At 63.0% G+C, this 16,575-nt stretch carries 17 protein-coding genes and 1 pseudogene; 9 read left to right on the forward strand and 9 right to left on the reverse strand.

The window, feature by feature from the left end; genetic code table 11:
• The 5 genes and pseudogenes from DVDV_RS05430 to DVDV_RS23225 all read right to left on the reverse strand — a co-directional run bounded on the left by DVDV_RS05430 (position 1) and on the right by DVDV_RS23225 (position 5,246).
• Positions 1-1,398 (reverse strand): methyl-accepting chemotaxis protein, encoded by a 1,398-nt coding sequence (locus tag DVDV_RS05430; protein ID WP_254845269.1) that lies wholly within the window; start codon positions 1,396-1,398, stop codon positions 1-3.
• 144 nt (positions 1,399-1,542) lie between these two features.
• Positions 1,543-2,130, reverse strand: a pseudogene (locus DVDV_RS23880) (PAS domain-containing protein); the annotation flags it as partial.
• Positions 2,131-2,237: 107 nt separating this feature from the next.
• Positions 2,238-3,950 carry a glycoside hydrolase family 3 protein gene (locus DVDV_RS05435; protein ID WP_075353693.1) on the reverse strand — a complete coding sequence of 571 codons (1,713 nt, stop codon included), beginning with the start codon at positions 3,948-3,950 and terminating at the stop codon, positions 2,238-2,240.
• Positions 3,951-4,030: 80 nt separating this feature from the next.
• A complete protein-coding gene (locus tag DVDV_RS23220) occupies positions 4,031-4,783 on the reverse strand; it encodes a GGDEF domain-containing protein (RefSeq protein ID WP_254845265.1) in 753 nt (250 codons plus the stop codon).
• The gene (locus DVDV_RS23225) at positions 4,668-5,246 is read right to left on the reverse strand and encodes a hypothetical protein (RefSeq protein WP_254845266.1); all 579 of its coding nucleotides are present in this window, start codon (positions 5,244-5,246) and stop codon (positions 4,668-4,670) included. Before DVDV_RS23225 ends, DVDV_RS23220 begins: the two co-directional genes overlap by 116 nt.
• A 131-nt stretch (positions 5,247-5,377) precedes the next feature.
• Here DVDV_RS23225 and DVDV_RS05445 point away from each other — a divergent pair, with 131 nt between their 5' ends.
• From DVDV_RS05445 to DVDV_RS05480, 8 genes are all read left to right on the forward strand, one after another.
• On the forward strand, positions 5,378-6,922 hold the full coding sequence (locus DVDV_RS05445; RefSeq protein WP_075353694.1) for a glycosyltransferase family 9 protein: 1,545 nt from the start codon (positions 5,378-5,380) through the stop codon (positions 6,920-6,922).
• 84 nt (positions 6,923-7,006) lie between these two features.
• Positions 7,007-7,612, forward strand: a complete 606-nt coding sequence (locus tag DVDV_RS05450; protein ID WP_075353695.1) for a hypothetical protein — start codon at positions 7,007-7,009, stop codon at positions 7,610-7,612.
• 4 nt (positions 7,613-7,616) lie between these two features.
• Positions 7,617-7,967, forward strand: a complete 351-nt coding sequence (locus tag DVDV_RS05455) for a hypothetical protein (protein WP_075353696.1) — start codon at positions 7,617-7,619, stop codon at positions 7,965-7,967.
• A 233-nt stretch (positions 7,968-8,200) separates the two neighbouring features.
• Complete coding sequence (locus DVDV_RS05460; protein ID WP_075353697.1) at positions 8,201-8,590, forward strand: hypothetical protein; 390 nt, start codon at positions 8,201-8,203, stop codon at positions 8,588-8,590.
• A 37-nt stretch (positions 8,591-8,627) separates the two neighbouring features.
• Positions 8,628-9,191, forward strand: coding sequence for an outer membrane beta-barrel protein (locus DVDV_RS05465; RefSeq protein WP_075353698.1), 564 nt, complete (start codon positions 8,628-8,630; stop codon positions 9,189-9,191).
• Between the two features lie 373 nt (positions 9,192-9,564).
• Positions 9,565-10,938 (forward strand): sigma-54-dependent Fis family transcriptional regulator, encoded by a 1,374-nt coding sequence (locus DVDV_RS05470; protein WP_075353711.1) that lies wholly within the window; start codon positions 9,565-9,567, stop codon positions 10,936-10,938.
• Between the two features lie 19 nt (positions 10,939-10,957).
• Positions 10,958-11,722 carry a glutaminyl-peptide cyclotransferase gene (locus tag DVDV_RS05475; RefSeq protein WP_075353712.1) on the forward strand — a complete coding sequence of 255 codons (765 nt, stop codon included), beginning with the start codon at positions 10,958-10,960 and terminating at the stop codon, positions 11,720-11,722.
• Between the two features lie 83 nt (positions 11,723-11,805).
• The gene (locus DVDV_RS05480; RefSeq protein WP_075353699.1) at positions 11,806-12,045 is read left to right on the forward strand and encodes a hypothetical protein; all 240 of its coding nucleotides are present in this window, start codon (positions 11,806-11,808) and stop codon (positions 12,043-12,045) included.
• Positions 12,046-12,052: 7 nt separating this feature from the next.
• On the opposite strand, the gene lgt is transcribed toward DVDV_RS05480, so the two are convergent.
• The 3 genes from lgt to panB form a co-directional block, all read right to left on the reverse strand.
• On the reverse strand, positions 12,053-12,847 hold the full coding sequence (lgt, locus tag DVDV_RS05485) for a prolipoprotein diacylglyceryl transferase (protein WP_075353700.1): 795 nt from the start codon (positions 12,845-12,847) through the stop codon (positions 12,053-12,055).
• Between the two features lie 89 nt (positions 12,848-12,936).
• The gene (locus tag DVDV_RS05490; RefSeq protein ID WP_075353701.1) at positions 12,937-14,280 is read right to left on the reverse strand and encodes a tetratricopeptide repeat protein; all 1,344 of its coding nucleotides are present in this window, start codon (positions 14,278-14,280) and stop codon (positions 12,937-12,939) included.
• 43 nt (positions 14,281-14,323) lie between these two features.
• Positions 14,324-15,202 (reverse strand): 3-methyl-2-oxobutanoate hydroxymethyltransferase, encoded by an 879-nt coding sequence (gene panB, locus DVDV_RS05495; RefSeq protein ID WP_075353702.1) that lies wholly within the window; start codon positions 15,200-15,202, stop codon positions 14,324-14,326.
• 55 nt (positions 15,203-15,257) lie between these two features.
• Between panB and DVDV_RS05500 the strand changes: the two genes are divergently transcribed.
• A complete protein-coding gene (locus tag DVDV_RS05500) occupies positions 15,258-15,848 on the forward strand; it encodes an RNA methyltransferase (protein WP_075353703.1) in 591 nt (196 codons plus the stop codon).
• A gap of 21 nt (positions 15,849-15,869) precedes the next feature.
• Here DVDV_RS05500 and DVDV_RS05505 read toward each other — a convergent pair.
• Positions 15,870-16,575: response regulator (locus tag DVDV_RS05505; protein WP_254845267.1), on the reverse strand; the 706-nt coding region annotated here is incomplete at its 5' end.

Genomic DNA, 16,575 nt, shown 5'->3' on the forward strand with positions numbered 1-16,575 from the left:
TTAGGCCCCGAGGGCCTTGGGCCGACGGGTTGAGCCACGGAAGACGATTTCGGCCCGGGCCGTGGTCGGGTCGCTGTAGGACACGGTAATCTCGACGGGCTCCTTGAAGAATTCGGCTGCTCCCCGCAAAATGCCTTCGTAGTATTCAGGATAGGCCCGTTTGGAATGGTAGGTCATGATCAGGCGGTCGCCCTTGTCTTCATAGGTGAAACGCGGGGGCAACAGGCCAGGCATGTCCTTGGTCAGCCGGGCGTGGGTATCGTTCATGGTCAGGAAGAAATCCTTGAGAGTGTCGCCTTTGAAATAGCGCGGATAGTGGTGGTGGAAGCCCTTGATGGTCGAGCGGCCCAGGGCCAGGAACACATCCTTGACGCTTTTGCCGGTCTTGGCCGACACGAAGTCCGCCATCTGGCGCAAAACCTGATCGGGATAGTTCTGGGTGGGCAGGAAGGTGGGGTGCCCCATGTCTTCCTGCAGGGCGTCGTAGACCGCGTTGCCGTACTGGGTCTTGATGAAATCCTGCATGAGTTTGGGCAGGATGCCTTTCATATTGCTGGTGGATTCACGCAGCCTGAGATCGTTGGCCTGGCGTTGGGCAAAGGTTCCGGCCAGGGTGAGCAGGGAATTGGCCAACTCGGCCAGTTCGCGGGTCGCCTGGGCGGTCTGCCCCGCGCCCTCGTCTGCTTCCGCTGCCACGCGGGCGATCACTTCGACATTGTGGTTGATCTCTTCAGCCGCAGCGGATTGCTGTTCCGCGGCAGTGGCAATCTGGCTCACCTGGCTGTTGACCTCGCGGATGCGGGCCATGATGCGCTCCAGGGATTCCCCGGCCTTGTGCGTGGCATCGGTGCTGGTGGCCACCCGGGTTTCGGTTTCCTGCATGGAGGCCACGGCGTGGCGGGAACCGTCCTGGATCTCGTGAATGGATTTTTCCACTTCCTTGGTGGCGGTCATGGTCTTTTCGGCCAGTTTTCGCACCTCGTCGGCCACCACGGCAAATCCGCGCCCGGCATCGCCGGCCCGGGCAGCCTCGATGGCGGCATTCAAGGCGAGGAGATTGGTCTGGTCGGCGATGTCGTTGATGACGCTGATGATGCGGCCGATCTCGGCCGCCTGGCTGTCGAGGGACGTCAGCACCTGCCCGAGTTTGCCGGCGGACTCGGCCACGGCCTTGATGCCGGCGATGGCCTCTCGGACCTCCACAGCGCCTGTTTCAGCCGCCGTGTTGGCCCCGGCTGCGGCATCGGAGGTCCGGGCGGCATTTTTGGCCACTTCCATGACTGTCGCCGTCATTTCTTCCATGGCTGTCGCCACGGCGTCGGCCTGCCCTTTTTGCTGCTGGGCGCCGCGAGCCTGCTCGTCGGAGGAGGCCGAGAGCTCTTCCGATGCCGAGGCCACGCGTTGGGACAGTTCATTGATGTCGCCACCGAGGTTTTGCAGTTCGCTTTGCGTCTTTTCCAGCTCTTGCTGCTGGGCGCGCAATTGGGATTGGTCGGTGATGGTGCATACCGCGCCGAGCAGGTCTTTGCGGAAACCATGAAAGCAACTGGCTGTGAAGTGACAGGAAACTATTCGACCATCCCACAGGGTGAGATCGCGTTCGGCCTGAATGGTACTGCCGTCCCGGAGAGCTTGTTCGGTGATGGAGACACCGTTTTTGTTATAGGCCGCCTGGCTTATGGTCTTACCGATAAGTTCAGGCTGGGGCTTGCGAAGCAAATCAGCCATAGATTGGCTGCAATGGGTGATGATCCCGTCTTTGTTGGTAATAATAAACGGGGTTCCCACCGCAAGGACGGCGGCACGGTAATACTCACGCCGCAACATATTGAATTCAAAAGCTTGTGAAGCCTCTTGTCCCAAAGGACCGAGATCTTTCCAGGAGGAGACTTCATCCAAGTAAAAGGTTCTTTGATCGCTGTTGATTTTCTGAAATCCATGGAAAAGCTTTTCGATTGGCGCATTGATGCGATTGGCGACAATCCAGGCGGCAATGCATCCAAGAATTGTGATGGCTACAGCTATATACAGATTTGAAAAAAAAGTCGAAGCAGCAACAGAAAGACTGAGAATGATTCCCAGCCAGAGCACAAGAGTGCCGGGCAAGGGGGGGGTGGTGCGGTCGTTCATGACTACTCCTGAACGAAAGTTTTGCTAATCCAAAACTATTCCAAGTGAAACGTCAATCACGCTGCGGAGTATTATGCGAAAAAGTGCTTGTCCCCGGAGCCTTGCCATCAGGGGCGAGCTGTCGGCCCCGGGAGGACGGCCGGAACACGGCCGGTAAAGCGGAAAGGCGTAAACAGGCTGCTCCCCAGGGCCTCCAGGCTGGCCGGCGCTTCGCCATAGGTGGCGATGCGCAGTGCCGTCTGGGGCACAAGCGCCAGATCATAGGGCGATTGGGCGGCAACCAGCACGACAGGGGGGCCGGACAGATCGCCCAGGGCCTTGGCCAGCCGGACCTGGCCGCTCTGGCGGCGGGCGTCCGTGACGAGCAGCACCACGGCCTTGGCCTGGCGCGCCGCGTCAAGTGTGTCATCGATGGTTTGCGCGTCCGGATCGGACGGCAAAAAGCGTGTCTGGGGGCCAGACCAGAGCGCAATGGCGGCTTCAGCTTCGGCGTCGATGACCTCGCGGCCAAGGCGGGGGCGTATGACCAGGGTCGAGGCATCGGCCGGCAGCGGCAGGGTGGGATGGGGCGCACCAAAAGCGGTCAGGCTTCGGGCGGCAATGCGCCGGGCCAGGGAGGCGTCTGCTTCCCGGCCAACCCGGTTCGCGGCATCGGCAGCGGGCGTTGCCAGGGAAGCGGCCTCAAGCAGGCCGTAGCGTTCCTTCAGCCGCAGCACCCGCGTCACGGCGGCATTGAGTCGGGCGGCCGGGACACGGCCGGAATGGACGGCGGCAACCACCGCGTCCATGGCCTCCTGGCGCTGTTCGGCCGGGCGGCCGGCATCCGCACCGATAAGCAGCACGTCGGCCCCGGCGCAAAGGGCCATGACGGCAGCCTCGGCCGTGCCATAGGTATCGGCCACAGCCCCCATCCCCAGGGAGTCGGTGAAAATGACCCCGTCAAAGCCCATGCGTCCCCGCAAGACGCCTTCCAGTGCCCGGCGCGACAAGGTGGCCGGCAGCGGCGGTTCGCTGCGGTCCAGGGCCGGGGCCACGACATGGGCGGTCATGACGGCCGGGGCATTGGCGGCAAATGCGGCGCGAAAGGGCGGGAAATCCACCCGGTCAAGGGTTGCGGCGTCATGGTCCACCCGGGGCAGCCCCACGTGGGAATCCACCGACGTGTCGCCGTGGCCGGGGAAATGCTTGGGGGTGCAGATGACGCCGGCGCTGACGTAGCCGGCCGTGGCCGCTGCCGAATACCGGGCCACGTCGGATGGGGACGAACCAAAGGATCGGATACCGATGACCGGGTTTTCGGGGTTGACGTTGACGTCGGCCACCGGGGCGAAATCGGTATTGATGCCGACAACGCGCAGTTCCCGGGCTGTGGCGGCAGCGGCCTGGCGCACCAAGTCGGACCGATCGGTGGCTGCCTGGGCCATCTGGCTCGGGAAGAGGGTGAACCCCCGGCGCAAACGGGCAACCGGTGCGCCTTCCTGGTCCACGCCAATCAGCAGGCCGATCCCCTGGCTTGAGGCTGCGGCCCGGGCCTGCAGTCCGGCCGTCAGTTCGGCCACCTGGTCTGGCGACTCGATATTGCCCGGAGCGCTATAGAGAATGATCCCGCCGAGATGGCGGTCGCGGATCAGACCGGCGATGTCTTCGGAAACAGTCGGACCTTGAAACCACAGCATGAACACCTGGCCGACTTTTTCCTCAACGCTCATGGCCGCCAGAAGTTTTGTGACCCTGGAGGCCGCCTGGGCCGGGTTGGAACCCAGGCTGCCAAGGAGCAGGGCGGCAGCCACAACGGCAATGCGGCAAACGGGGCGGATCATGGCGGCTCCTGTATGCGGTCGCTTCAAAGATGCTGTTTTGGCCCGTCGCCCGTCTTCGGGGCAGGCCGGTGCTGGCCTGTTTACGGGGAGGGAATGTCGTTTCGTTTGTCCACATACATGGCCGCGTCGGCCGCGCGCACCAGATCGTCAATATCCTGTCCGGGCGTGAAAAGGGCCAGACCGACGGAAACGGAGAGTCCGGGGACGCCGGACAGGTTGCGGTCGCCGGCCACTTCGGCCACGCAATGCCGGATGCGTTCGGCCATGACCGCCCCTTCGGCATCCCCGGCATCGGGCATGAGCACCACGAATTCATCGCCGCCAAGCCGGGCCAGCAGATCGTAGGTGCGCACCCGTCCGGCCATGGCCCGGGCCACGTCGCGCAACACCGCATCGCCGGTCTCGTGGCCAAAGGTGTCGTTGACGGCCTTGAAGCGGTCAAGGTCGCAAAAAAGCATCGCCACGGGAGAGCCCCGGCGTTCGGCCAGATGCAACAGCGGCGGCCCGTGGCGGCGGAGATAGGCCCGGTTGGGAATGCCGGTCAGTTCGTCGGATTCACGCTGCCGGGTCAGCTCTTCGTGAATCTTGACGTGGAGCAGATCCCCGGCCAAGACCTCACAGAAATGCTCCAGGAAATCCGTGCCTTTCTCGGCACAGTACCGGCCTGCATCGGTGTCGGCCATGGCCAGGACGCCGATGCGCCGCTTGGGCTGGTATTTATCGGCCAGGGGGGCGATAAAGCATGAGCCCTCGCGCAGTTGCGGCTGTGCGGCCAGGACGGCCGGATTGGAAAAAAAAGTCGGGCCGGGGCAGGGCGGCAATGGGGCCGACATAGACCCGACGGGCCGGGTCGGCCCGGGGCAGGGCGTTGATGGCTGCTGTGAGCGACTTGGCGGCGGGACAGGGAAAGCCCTCTGGCACGAATGCGGCAAAGAGTTCCCGGGAGAGCAGGCAGGTGAGGGTGGTAACGCCCATGGCCCGGGACAGTTCGGCCAGCATGTCCGGCAACTCATCCATGCGGCGAAGGCGTCGGGACAGGGTCAGGGCCGAACGGAACGTGGCAAAGGCCTGGTCGTTGCCACGGAAGATGTCCTGCAGGCGCTTGAGTTGTCCGCCCAGACGACGGGCGTGTTCACGCAGCCTGACCGTCTCGTCGGCCTGGGCGCTGTTGCGGGCGGCCTCGTCAGCCATGGCAGCCACCAGCATCCGAAATTCCGCCTGGCGGCCTTCCGGGAGGAACCGCTCCAATTCCAGTGCCTTGGCGGTGAGTTCGGTATCTTCGAAAGAGTTGCTCATGTGGGTGTCGAGGCGGCCGGGCCGGCTGCGATGTTCCGCTTCCCTGGTAGCACCTTAACGTCAGGGCAACAAGCCGGCTTGGGATATCCTGAAATATTGCCAAGGACCTATGGGCCTGTCATGGAGCTTGTATGAATATCGTGTTGCAAAACCTCACGCGCTTTGGCGATTTGCTCCAGTCCCAGCCGGCCCTGGCCGAACTGTCCGGGCAGGGACATGGCGTGGCCGTGGCCTGTCTGGAAAATTTTGCCGGTGCTGCCGCCTTGCTGCCCGAGGCCACGGCCCTTTTCCCGCTGCCCGGGGCGCGTTTTCTGGCCGGGCTGGCCGGGGACTGGCGCCAAGCCCTGGTTGCGGTCACGGAATTTGCCGACACGGTGGCCCAAAAGGCCGCTCCTGAGGCGGTGGTCAATCTGACGGCAGCCCTATCCTCACGCCTGTTGGCCCGGCGGCTTTGCGGCGACGCCGTGCGCGGCTTTTCCCTGGACTCCTTTGGATTTCGCCATGAATCGACGCCCTGGGCCGCCTTTCTGGAAGCCTCTTCGGCCAAACGAGGCCTGAGTCCTTTTAATGTCGTGGACCTGTTTCGCAAATCCGCCGGAGTCGGCCAGGGGCGGGGGCGGTTTGCCCTCAAGTGTCCTGGCGAGGCCGAGTCTGGCCAGGCTGCGGCCCTTTTGGCCGACGCCGGGCCAGGGGCCTTGGCGGTTGGATTCCAGCTCGGGGCCAGCGCTGCCGCGCGGCAGTGGCCGGTTGCGCGGTTTGCCCGGGTGGCCGGCCTCCTGTGGGAGCGACTGGGTACCGTGGCCGTGCTGGTCGGGACTGGCGCGGAAAAGCCCCTTGCCGCCCGGTTTCGCGAACTCTACTCCGGGCCGTGCCTGGATCTGGTCGGGGCCACCGGCCTGCCCCTCCTGGCGGCCGTGACCGCCAGACTGGCCCTGCTCGTCACCAACGACACCGGCACCCTGCATCTGGCAGCCGGCCTTGGCGTGCCGAGCGTGGCCGTCTTTCTGGCCACGGCCCAGCCCTTTGATACCGGCCCCTATCTGGAAGGCTGCCTGTGCCTGGAGCCGGATATGCCCTGCCATCCCTGCCCCTTTGGCACCCCTTGTCCCCGGGACCACGCCTGCCTGGAGGCCATCTCGCCCGATGCCGTGGCCGAGGCAGCCGTGACCTTTTGCCGCACCGGCGTCTTTGTCCCGGGGCACTATCCCGGGGCCCGGGCCTGGGTGTCGGCCTTTGATTCCGCCGGCTTTATGGATCTCGTCTCGCTGACCGGACACGACAGCGAACCGCGGGCCATCTGGCTGCGCCACCAACGCCATGTCCTTCGTCAATTCCTTGACGACACGCCCTTTGCGCCGCCGCTGTCGTTGCCGCCGGCCCTGCCCGACGCCGACCGGCAGGCCCTGGCCCAGATTCTGGCCCAATCCGCCGCCATGCTGCGCCTCATCGAGGGGCAGGCCGTTTTGGCCGCCCGAAACCAGGCCATGAAAACCCGGTTTCTGGCCAGCTATGAGCGCATGAGCGGCTTGTGGGCCGCCTCGCCCCATCTGGCCGTCCTTGGCCAGTTGTGGCAGCGCCAGGCCCAGGAGCAGGTGCCAAGCCTGGACCAGCTTGTGGCCAACATCCGCCGTTTTGCCGCCTGCGTGGACGCCTTCACCCAACTGGTCGAGGCCTGATCGCCCCTGGCACGGTTGTTGAATAAGGAGGGGCGGGACAGGAAATCCTTTCCCTTCGAAAACAACTCCAGAGGGAGGCGAGACATGATAAGTGTGGACGGCCGGGAGACCGGCATGGAAATCAAGCAGTTCCAAAATCTTGAGGAAATCCTGCTTCGCATCATGGAGACGAACGAACTGGACGGTCGGATCGTCACTGATGTCTTCGTCAACAACGAGACCTTTTCCGAGATCTATCCGCATCAGGCTGAGGACATCGAGGTCGATGAGATCGAGTCCGTGGAAGTCAAGAGCGTGCCCGTTGCGGACATGGCGCTGGACATGACCATGGAACTCGGCAAGGTCGTGCGGCTCATGGACCACGGCGCCCGCCGGGTGGCCGAGTTGTTTCGCCAGGCCGACGATGCCGAGGCCTTGGAAGTCTACCAGGATCTCATGGATGTGACCCGGGACTTCCTGAACATGATCGGCGTGTTGCGCGGTGAAGCCGTCAAGCGTACCGATTCCGCCTTTGATGCGGCGGCCGATGAAATTTCCAACCTCTTCTCGGAAATGCTTGAAGTGCTCGAAAATGAGGACTGGATTCTGCTCGCCGACCTGCTGGAATACGAGTTCATTCCGGCCATGGGCCGCTTCAAAGTGGTCATCGGCGAACTGCAGCAAAGCTTCGAGAGCACCGTAAAGGAATAACGTCATGTCCGACAAGCTTGAATTCCTTGAAGCGGCCCTGGCCACCGGTGAACGCGAACTGCACTATCTTCTCGCCGGCGAAATTGAAGAAGCTGAAAAGCTGGCCAAGGATCGTGGGCGGCTGCTGGAAATGGCCTGGCAATGTGCCGATCCGGACAGCATCGGCCTGCTTCGGGACAAGCTGCACAAGCTTAAGAACCTGCAAGGCCAGCTCACCGTGGAGGCCAGACGCCTCCATGCCGACCTCAAGACCGATCTGCAACGGGCCAAGCAGGAAAACCAGCGGCTTTCCGGCTACCGCACCACGGTGCGGCCCAATCCCGCTGTTCGCCGCTATCTGGACAAAGCAGGCTGAGACCATCCCTCTGGCGCAGTCAAAAGCCGGGCCGTCGTGGTCCGGCTTTTTTTTGTGCCCGCCGCCGGCCTGTCCGAGCCAGTCGGTCTTTTGACAGAAGCATCCTGCTGGAGAATATTAGGCTGAAATAATTGATAAAAAATTTTGGCAAGCTCTTTGCTTAAGCAATGCTGACCCTGCTGTGAAGGCGGTTGGCTGCTGCGCCGTCACAACGTGATACCAAGGAGAATGCCATGCTTTCCATTTTTGCCGGCGCTGACAAGAAGATTCGGGATCGTCATGAGGAACTCAAAAAGGGCGCCCGGCTTAAGAATGCCAAGGAGCTGTTTTTCAGCGGCAAGTTCCCCGTGGTAACCACCCCCCATCTCGATGGCCGCAAGATCCGCCGGGTCCTGGGGCTGGTCAGCGGGCGCGGCTTTGACTCCGAATGCGCCTTCTACGGACTCACCGCCAGCGCCCTGGACATCGGGGCTGACGCCATCATCGGCTATCAGGAGAACGTGGCCTTCCACCCTGACGGCTCCCGGTATTTTTCCTGCTACGGCACTGCGGTCATTCTGGAAAAGCTGCCCTCGCTCAAACCCGATCCGAAAACCCAGGCCGCCAAATCCCTGATGCATTAAGCCCGGTTGACGACCGGGCCACATAAGGAGCGCACCCATGAAACGCGCCATCACCATCATCGCCACATGTACCGTGCTCGTGCAGGCCGGGTGGGCCCTCGCCCAGGAATACACCCAGGGGACGAGCTATGTCGAACCCCGGGGCGGCGTGTACGGAACAACCAACAAGAACGTCGGCGTGGTTGGCACCTACGGCGGAGCCGTCGGGCATTACGTGGCCGACGGCGTGGCTGTCGAAGCCGAGGGCCTGGGCTACGCCGTGGATCAGACGACCAAGAAGGCCACGCCCCTTGGCGTCAGCAGCAAGGAAGAAACCAACAACGCCGTGGGTGTTGCCGCCATGGCCCGCTGGAACTTCGTGCGAACGCCCAAGGGAACACTCTTTGTCGGAGCCGGCGGCGGCGGCGTGTTTGCCGACAAAGAACTGCCCTATAACGGCTCCAAGCAAAGCGGAGCCGGACAGGCCGATGTCGGGGCTTCAGTGGCCCTGGCGAAAAACGTCAGCCTCAAGGCTGCCGGGCGCTACCAGCACCTGGGCTCGATGTCCGACAAGGGCCTGGACAGCCTGGGCGGGAACCTCGGCTTCAAGATCAGTTTTTAGGCCGGCCGGCGTCGTCGCCCTGGTCAGGGACGGAAGGGGGCGGCGAAGGCTTGGCGGAGTGCGGACCGCACCCCGTATCCACGCCTCAGCCTCGGATGCCAAGTTTGGGGAAGAGAAAGCGTACCACCAGGAACCACGCGACCAGGACGCCGCCGAAAATAAGGAATTCTTTCATCCCACCATGGTAAGCATGAAAAAGCGCGACGACAAGCGGTCTGTCGCGCTTTCCTTTGGCAGACCGGGCGGTCCCTTGCAAGGCCCCGGACATCGTGCTAACGGTTTGGGATTACGAGTAAACAGCTGACTGCCGGGGCAGGCGCGGGCGATACGTGGCCCCTGTGGCTCCCTGGTTTCGCAGGTGTGGCGGGCCGTTGTGGAATTTGAAAAGCATCTCAGGGAAATCGTCAACACCATGAGCGAGGGGCTCCTGCTTGTGGGTGCCGACGGTGCCATTGCCATGGTCAACGAGGCGCTCTCGCGCCTCACCGGCTATGGCCGGGAGGAGCTTGTCGGCCGGTCCTGCCGGGTGCTTGACTGCGACATGTGCGAGCAGGAACGTGGGCCTGGCGGTGGGGCGTGGTGCCGGCTGTTTGCCGAAAAGACCACCCGGGCCAAGCGCTGCATGATCCGGCGCAAGGACGGGACCTATCTGCCGGTGCTCAAAAACCAATCGCTCCTGCGGGATACGGCCGGCCAGCCGCTCTTTGCCGTGGAGACCCTGACGGATTTGTCCGAACTGGCCGGGCTGGACCGCAAGGTCGAGGAACTGACGCGGTTGCTCTCGGCCGACGAGGGCTTTCACGGCATGGTCGGGACCTCGCCGGCCATGCGCCGGGTGTTTGATCTGCTTGAGCGGGCCGCCGCGAGCGATGCGCCGGTGCTGCTTATTGGCGAATCAGGCACGGGCAAGGAACTGGCGGCCTGGGCCATCCACGAGCTGGGCCGGCGGCGGCAGGGACCGTTTATTCCCTTCAATTGCGCCGCCTTGTCCGAAGCGTTGCTGGAAAGCGAACTGTTTGGCCATGCCAAGGGTGCCTTTACCGGAGCCCATCGCCACCGACAGGGCCGGTTTGAGGCGGCGGACGGGGGCGACATTTTTTTGGACGAAATAGGCGACGCACCAGCCTCCATCCAGGTCAAACTGTTGCGCGTCCTTGAGACCAAACGCTTCGAACGGGTGGGGGAAAACAGGTCCATGCACGCCGATGTCCGGGTCATTTCCGCCACCAATCGCGATTTGCCCCGGCTCGTGTCTGCAGGGCGCTTTCGGGAAGACCTCTTTTTCCGGATAAACGTCATTCCCATCGAACTGCCGCCATTGCGCACCCGGCTTGAAGACCTGGCCCCACTGGCCGAACATTTCCTGTGCCGTCTGGCCGCCCAGGCCAACCGGCCCGTGCCCTCCATTGCCCCGGAAACCATGCGTCTCCTCCTGGCCCATCCCTGGCCCGGCAATGTGCGCGAGCTCAAAAGCGCCCTGGAATATGCCTTTGTGGTCACCGACGCCGGTCCGGTGGAACCCCGGCATCTGCCGCCGGCGCTTATCGTCCGGGCGGCCCCGGATGTGCTGGCCGAGGCCTGCCGGGCTCGGGCCGAACCCGAAGCCGGGCGCGGCGAACTCATAAACGCCTTGCGCCTGGCCGGCGGCAACCGTTCCGAAGCGGCCCGGATAATGGGCGTCAGCCGCGGCACCATCCTCAACCGAATGCGCCGTTTCGGCGTGGATTCTAGGCATGTTATTGAGTAATAAGCGAGGTTTGGCCATTATGCTGGCAGTGCTGTTGGCCGTATCATGCCTGGCCGGCAAAGGGCTGGCTGCGCCGCTCTTGCCGGCGGTCATAAAGGCCCGGCTGCCTCATGATCCCAAGGCCTTTACCCAGGGACTGCTCTACCACGACGGTTTTATTTACGAGAGCACCGGCCTGTATGGCCAATCGAGCCTGCGCCGGGTGGACCCGGCCACCGGGCAGGTGCTTGCCCGGCGTGTGCTGCCGGCAACGGTTTTCGGCGAAGGCCTCGCCTTGGTCCGGGGGCTTTTCTACCAGCTTTCCTGGCGCGAGGGCCGGGTGCTGGTGTCCAAGCCGGCGGACCTGTCCCCGGCCGGTGAATTTCCGCTGCCCACCGAGGGCTGGGGGGCGTGCACACTCAATGGCACCCTGGTGGTCAGCGACGGTTCGGACAAACTGTTTTTCTATGATCCTACAGCCATGGCCGCCATCGGCGTCGTGTCCGTAACCGACGACGGCGTTCCCGTGACACTGTTAAACGAGCTCGAACTGATCGCCGGGCGCATCTGGGCCAATGTTTTGGGGGACAACCGCATCGCCGTCATCGATCCGGCCAGCGGCCGGGTGACGGCCTGGGTGGACTGCTCGGGGCTGCGCCCCGGCGTCACGGCCACTGTCCTTGAAAATGTTCTAAACGGCATCGCCCACGATCCGGCCACCGGGCGGGTCTGGGTGACCGGCAAACGTTGGCCCGAGCTCTTCGAGATCACTGTGCCGGGATTGCCGACAGGCGGCGTCCGGTAGGCCGCATACGGCCACACCAGGGACAGTCGGGCAGACTGGGGAGGGATACGATGCGCGAACAACCACGACCCCAGGCAGGCAGCATGAAGCAGAAGTGCCGGATGTGCCGGTATTGGAAGGGACCGATACCGCCCGAACACCGCTACTGTCCTCCGGAGGAGATGCAGGGCAGGGAGTGGGGCTATTGCAAACGCCACGCACCGTTCCCGGCCGCCGTCGAGGTGGAACAGGCCCGGGGCAAGACCTATGTGGCTGTATGGCCCGAAACCCAGGCCGAGGACTTGTGTGGGGAGTTCGTACTGATCCCTCTGCACCGCGAATAGCGGTGTCTCAGGTCGCGGTCGTTTCCTGGGCCGGACGCAGGATGAGCCACAGGCCAAGGGCGATGACCGGCAGGCTTAGGATCTGGCCCATGGTCAGCCAGCCAAAGGCCAGATAGCCAAGCTGGGGATCGGGCAGGCGCACGAATTCCACGGTAAAGCGAAAGAGGCCGTAATACAGGGAAAAGACGCCGCTGACAGCTCCCGGCTTGTGCTTTTTGGCCGAGTAGAGCCAGACAATGGTGAAAAGGGCCGCTCCCTCGAGCAGGGCCTCGTAGAGTTGGGACGGATGGCGGGGAACGCCCCCGGCCCGGGGGTCGGGAAAGAGTACGCCCCAGGGCAGCCCGGTGGCCTTGCCCCACAGTTCGCCGTTGATGAAATTGCCGATGCGGCCGGCGAAGATGCCAAACGGGGCCAGGGGAGCGGTGAAATCCGCCACGCCCCAGAAGCCTTTGCCGGTCTTTCGGCCCCACAGCCACACCACCGCAAGCACGCCCAGAAAGCCGCCGTGAAACGACATTCCGCCCTGCCAGACCATAAACAGGGACAACGGATTGGCGAGCAGGGCCGGCAGATCGTAAAAGAGCATGTAGCCCACCCGTCCGCCGACCACCACGCCAAGCACCATGTAGGTGACCAGATCGTCGACCTCAAGGGCGGTCCAGCCCGATCCCGGGCGTGAGGCCCGGTAGCGTCCGAGAATCCAGGCCGAGGCAAAGCCGATCAGGTACATGAGGCCGTACCAGCGAACACTGACAGGGCCGAGGCTCACCGCCACGGGATCAAATTGCGGATGGACGATCATGGGGAAGACTCCGGTTGGGATCTGGCACAGGGGGGGCAAACCAGCGGCGGCAGAGAGGTCTGATCGGTCGGCCGGGCAACGCCTAAGCGTCAGCGGCCGCCCCCCATCTCCAGGAGCAGGGCTTTGGCCTTTTCATAGCCGGGATTGAGTTCGAGGGCTTTTTTGAGATAGTCCACGGCCGGGTCTTTTTTGCCGTATCGGCGATAGACCGTGGCAATATTGTAGCACACCGCTTCACCGTTTTTCCACAGTTCGGGATTGAGCGACAAGGCCCGGTCCAGGTACTGATAGGCTTCGATGTACTGGCGGCCTTCGGTGTAAGCCATGGAAATGTTATAGTAGAGCCCCGGATCGTCGGGGGAAATCTTGAGGGCCTTGCGGTATTCGACAATGGCTTCCTGCCACTTGCCCTGGCGGCGCAGCATAAGGCCCAGGCGGTTGAACGTCTCGATATCGGAACGGTCGAGCATATTCTTGCGGGTATTGAGCGATTGGCGCAGGTACTGCTCGGACAACTCCGGGGCAGACTCCATGCAGCGAATCGCAATGGTCTGGGTGACGCGGCTGACGGCGTCGAGCGCTTCCTTGGTGGCAATGCGCACGGCCATGTCAAAAGCGGCCTTGGCCTTCTCCGGTTCGCCAAGCTTGATGTAGCCCGTGCCGATGTCCACCTTGCGGTCGACGTTTAATGGCGAAAGCTTGTCCAGCCGCTCCAGAAATCTGATCTCCTCGGTGGTGTTGCCTTGCTCATGGTGGAGTTCGGCAATTTTTTTGAGGGGATCGAGAAAAAGCCGGGCCCCTTTTTCAGCCTTGGTGTAGGCCCGAAGCGCTTCTTCCGACTTGCCCATGGCCCGCAGGGCGTCGCCCATAAGCAGGAGTCCCGACGGGCTGTTGGCCTTCATGTCCAGCACCTGCTTGGCGATTTTGGCCGCCTCCAGGGCGTCGCCCATCTCCAGACACTGCCGGCCTTTGTCCATGTACTCGCCGATCTGTCCCCGGGGTTTGACCGTAAAGGCGATCTTTTCGATCATCGTATCCGGGGAGATGGGCTTGGTGATGATATTGTCCGCGCCGAGTTCGTGGAGCAGGACAAGCTTGTCGCGTTCGACTTCCGTGGTCAGGACCACGACGAAGAGATCGTTGGCAAAGTCTTTTTTAAGGTACTGGATGATATCCGAGGTGTTGCGCCCATTGAGTTCCCGTTCAATGAAAATGAGAACCTTGTGGTTTTTAGCGCGCAGTTGCTTGATATGCTTTGGCAGCTGCTCGGTCGTGGCAATGTTGTGGACGCATTCGTCCTTGATGGTCAGGTGGCGCAGCAAGGTGCCGCGCAGATTTTTGTTGAAAAGGGCATCGGTGCTGACGACCAGGAACACCCCGTTTTGCAGGGCAATAAATTCCCGGACATCATCGTCAAACTGCTTGTTTTTCATGTACCGCTCATAAAAAATGACGTCGATGCGCCACGGCTGCTGGTCAGGGCTTGGTTGGCCGGCTGTCCGAAGTGTCTTTGTTTTGCCCGATCAGGGCCGAAAATGCGGCCAGGGCGTCCGGGGTCATGGAGAAGCTGTGCTCCGGTCCCGGAAAATCTGAACTCCTAACCGCCTCGACGTAGCCCGTCAATGCCGCCACAGCCTGCTCGCCAAGCTCCCCGAACTGTTTCACGAAACGCGGCCGCAGCCGGTCGTAGAGCCCGAGGACGTCGTGGAAGACCAGCACCTGCCCGTCGCAATCCGGGCCGGCTCCGATGCCGATGGTCGGCACAGGCAGGACTTTGGTCACCGCCGCCGCCACCGGGGCCGGGATGCATTCCAGCACGACGGCGAAGCAGCCGGCCTCGGCCAGGGCCTGGGCGTCATCGAGCAGTTTGGCCGCAGCTTCGGCAGTCTTGGATTGGACCTTAAACCCGCCCAGCGCGGCCAGATGCTGTGGTGTGAGCCCCACATGGCCAAGGACGGGAATGCCAGCGGCCACCATGGCCCGCACCTGCGGGGCCACCTCGCGTCCGCCTTCGAGCTTGACGGCTCCGGCCCGGCCTTCCTTGAGGAAGCGGCCCGCATTGGCCACAGCCGTCTCGACGGAAACCTGATAGGACAGAAAGGGCATGTCCGCCACCACCAGGGCCGACTGGGAACCTTTGGCCACGGCCCGCACATGGTGGAGCATTTCCTCCATGGTCACGGACAGGGTGTCGTTGTGGCCAAGGACCACCATGGCCAGGGAATCGCCCACCAGCAGGACATCCACTCCGGCCGCCTCGGCCAGGCGGGCGGAAGTATAGTCGTAGGCGGCCAGCATGGCGATTTTGCGCGTTCCTTTGGCGGCCGTCACATCCGGGGCAGAGATTCTCGGCATGATCACAACTCCTTATTCTTGCGCCGGGCCGCGTATTGGCCTATGTGCCACGGCCATGCACATCTGCATCACCGAGCGCCGGGCAAAGCGCATTGAGGAAGTCCTGGCCAGGCGTCAGACCGATCTGACCCTGGTTGTAAACAACATCCACGATCCCCATAACGTGTCGGCCATATTGCGGAGTTGTGACGCGTTTGGTATCCACCGCGTCCATTTGCTCTATACCGACACGGCCTTTCCGGCCTTGGGGAAAAAATCATCCGGTTCGGCCAAGAAATGGGTGGAAACCGTGCGCCACCGCGATGCGGCCTCCCTGGCCGAAACGCTCAAATCCCAGGGCTACACCCTGCTGGCCACGAGCTTTTCCGAGACGGCCAAGCCTTTGCAGCATTGGGATCTCACCGGCAAGACCGCCATCATCCTCGGCAACGAGCACCGGGGCGTGGATGACGAACTGGCCCCCCATGTCGACGGGGCGCTGTATATCCCCATGATGGGGATGGTGCAAAGCCTTAATGTGTCGGTGGCGGCGGCGGTTATTCTCTACGAGGGGTTTCGCCAGCTCGACGCAGCCGGCCGGTATGACGCCCCGAGTCTGGAACCCCAGGAGATGGCCCGGCTGGTCAAACTCTGGTCCAGCAAGTAGCCGGGCGCGCCGACCCGACACTCAGGCGGCGGCGAGCTTGAGGCGCATGGCCGCCAAGACGTCGTCCATGGCCGCCTCCATGCGCTCAAAGGCCGCTTCGGCCCGGGATCGGTCGTTTTCCCGGGAGGCGCGTTCCAGGTCGTGGCAGGCCTCGCGCAGCACCGGGGCGCACATGGTGGCCGAGGCACCCTTCAGGGAATGGGCCAGAAAGGCCAGATGCGGCAGATCCGGCCCGGCCAGGGCGTCCCGCATGGAAACCAGATTCCCCGGCTGCTCGGCCACGAAGGCCCCGAACAGTTTCATGAGAAATCCGGTGTTGCCCCGGGCTTTGGACAGCAGTTCGGTCCAGTCCAGGACCAGCCTGCCGTCGGCCCCGGGCAGGGTCTCGGCAATCGTTGCGGTCGTTGCGCGGCCCATCACCCGGCTCAGCGCCGTTTCAAGCTCGTTTGGACTGACGGGCTTGCTCAGGTATTCGTTCATGCCGGCTTGCAGAAACGTTTCCCGGTCGCCTTTGAGGGCATGGGCTGTGAGAGCCACGATGGGAATGTTCGGGTCAAAGTCGCCGCTGCTATCGCTTCTGATGGCCCTGGTGGCCTCCAGGCCGTCCATTTCCGGCATCTGGATGTCCATGAGAATGACATCGAATGCGTTTTTTTGCGAAAGCGCCCTTCCAAAGGCGCGTNTTTCCGGTGTGGGGCCACCACCACCTCGTGGCCGTCCATCTCCA

Source organism: Desulfovibrio sp. DV (assembly GCF_001936595.1).
Classification (GTDB): Bacteria; Desulfobacterota; Desulfovibrionia; order Desulfovibrionales; family Desulfovibrionaceae; genus Solidesulfovibrio.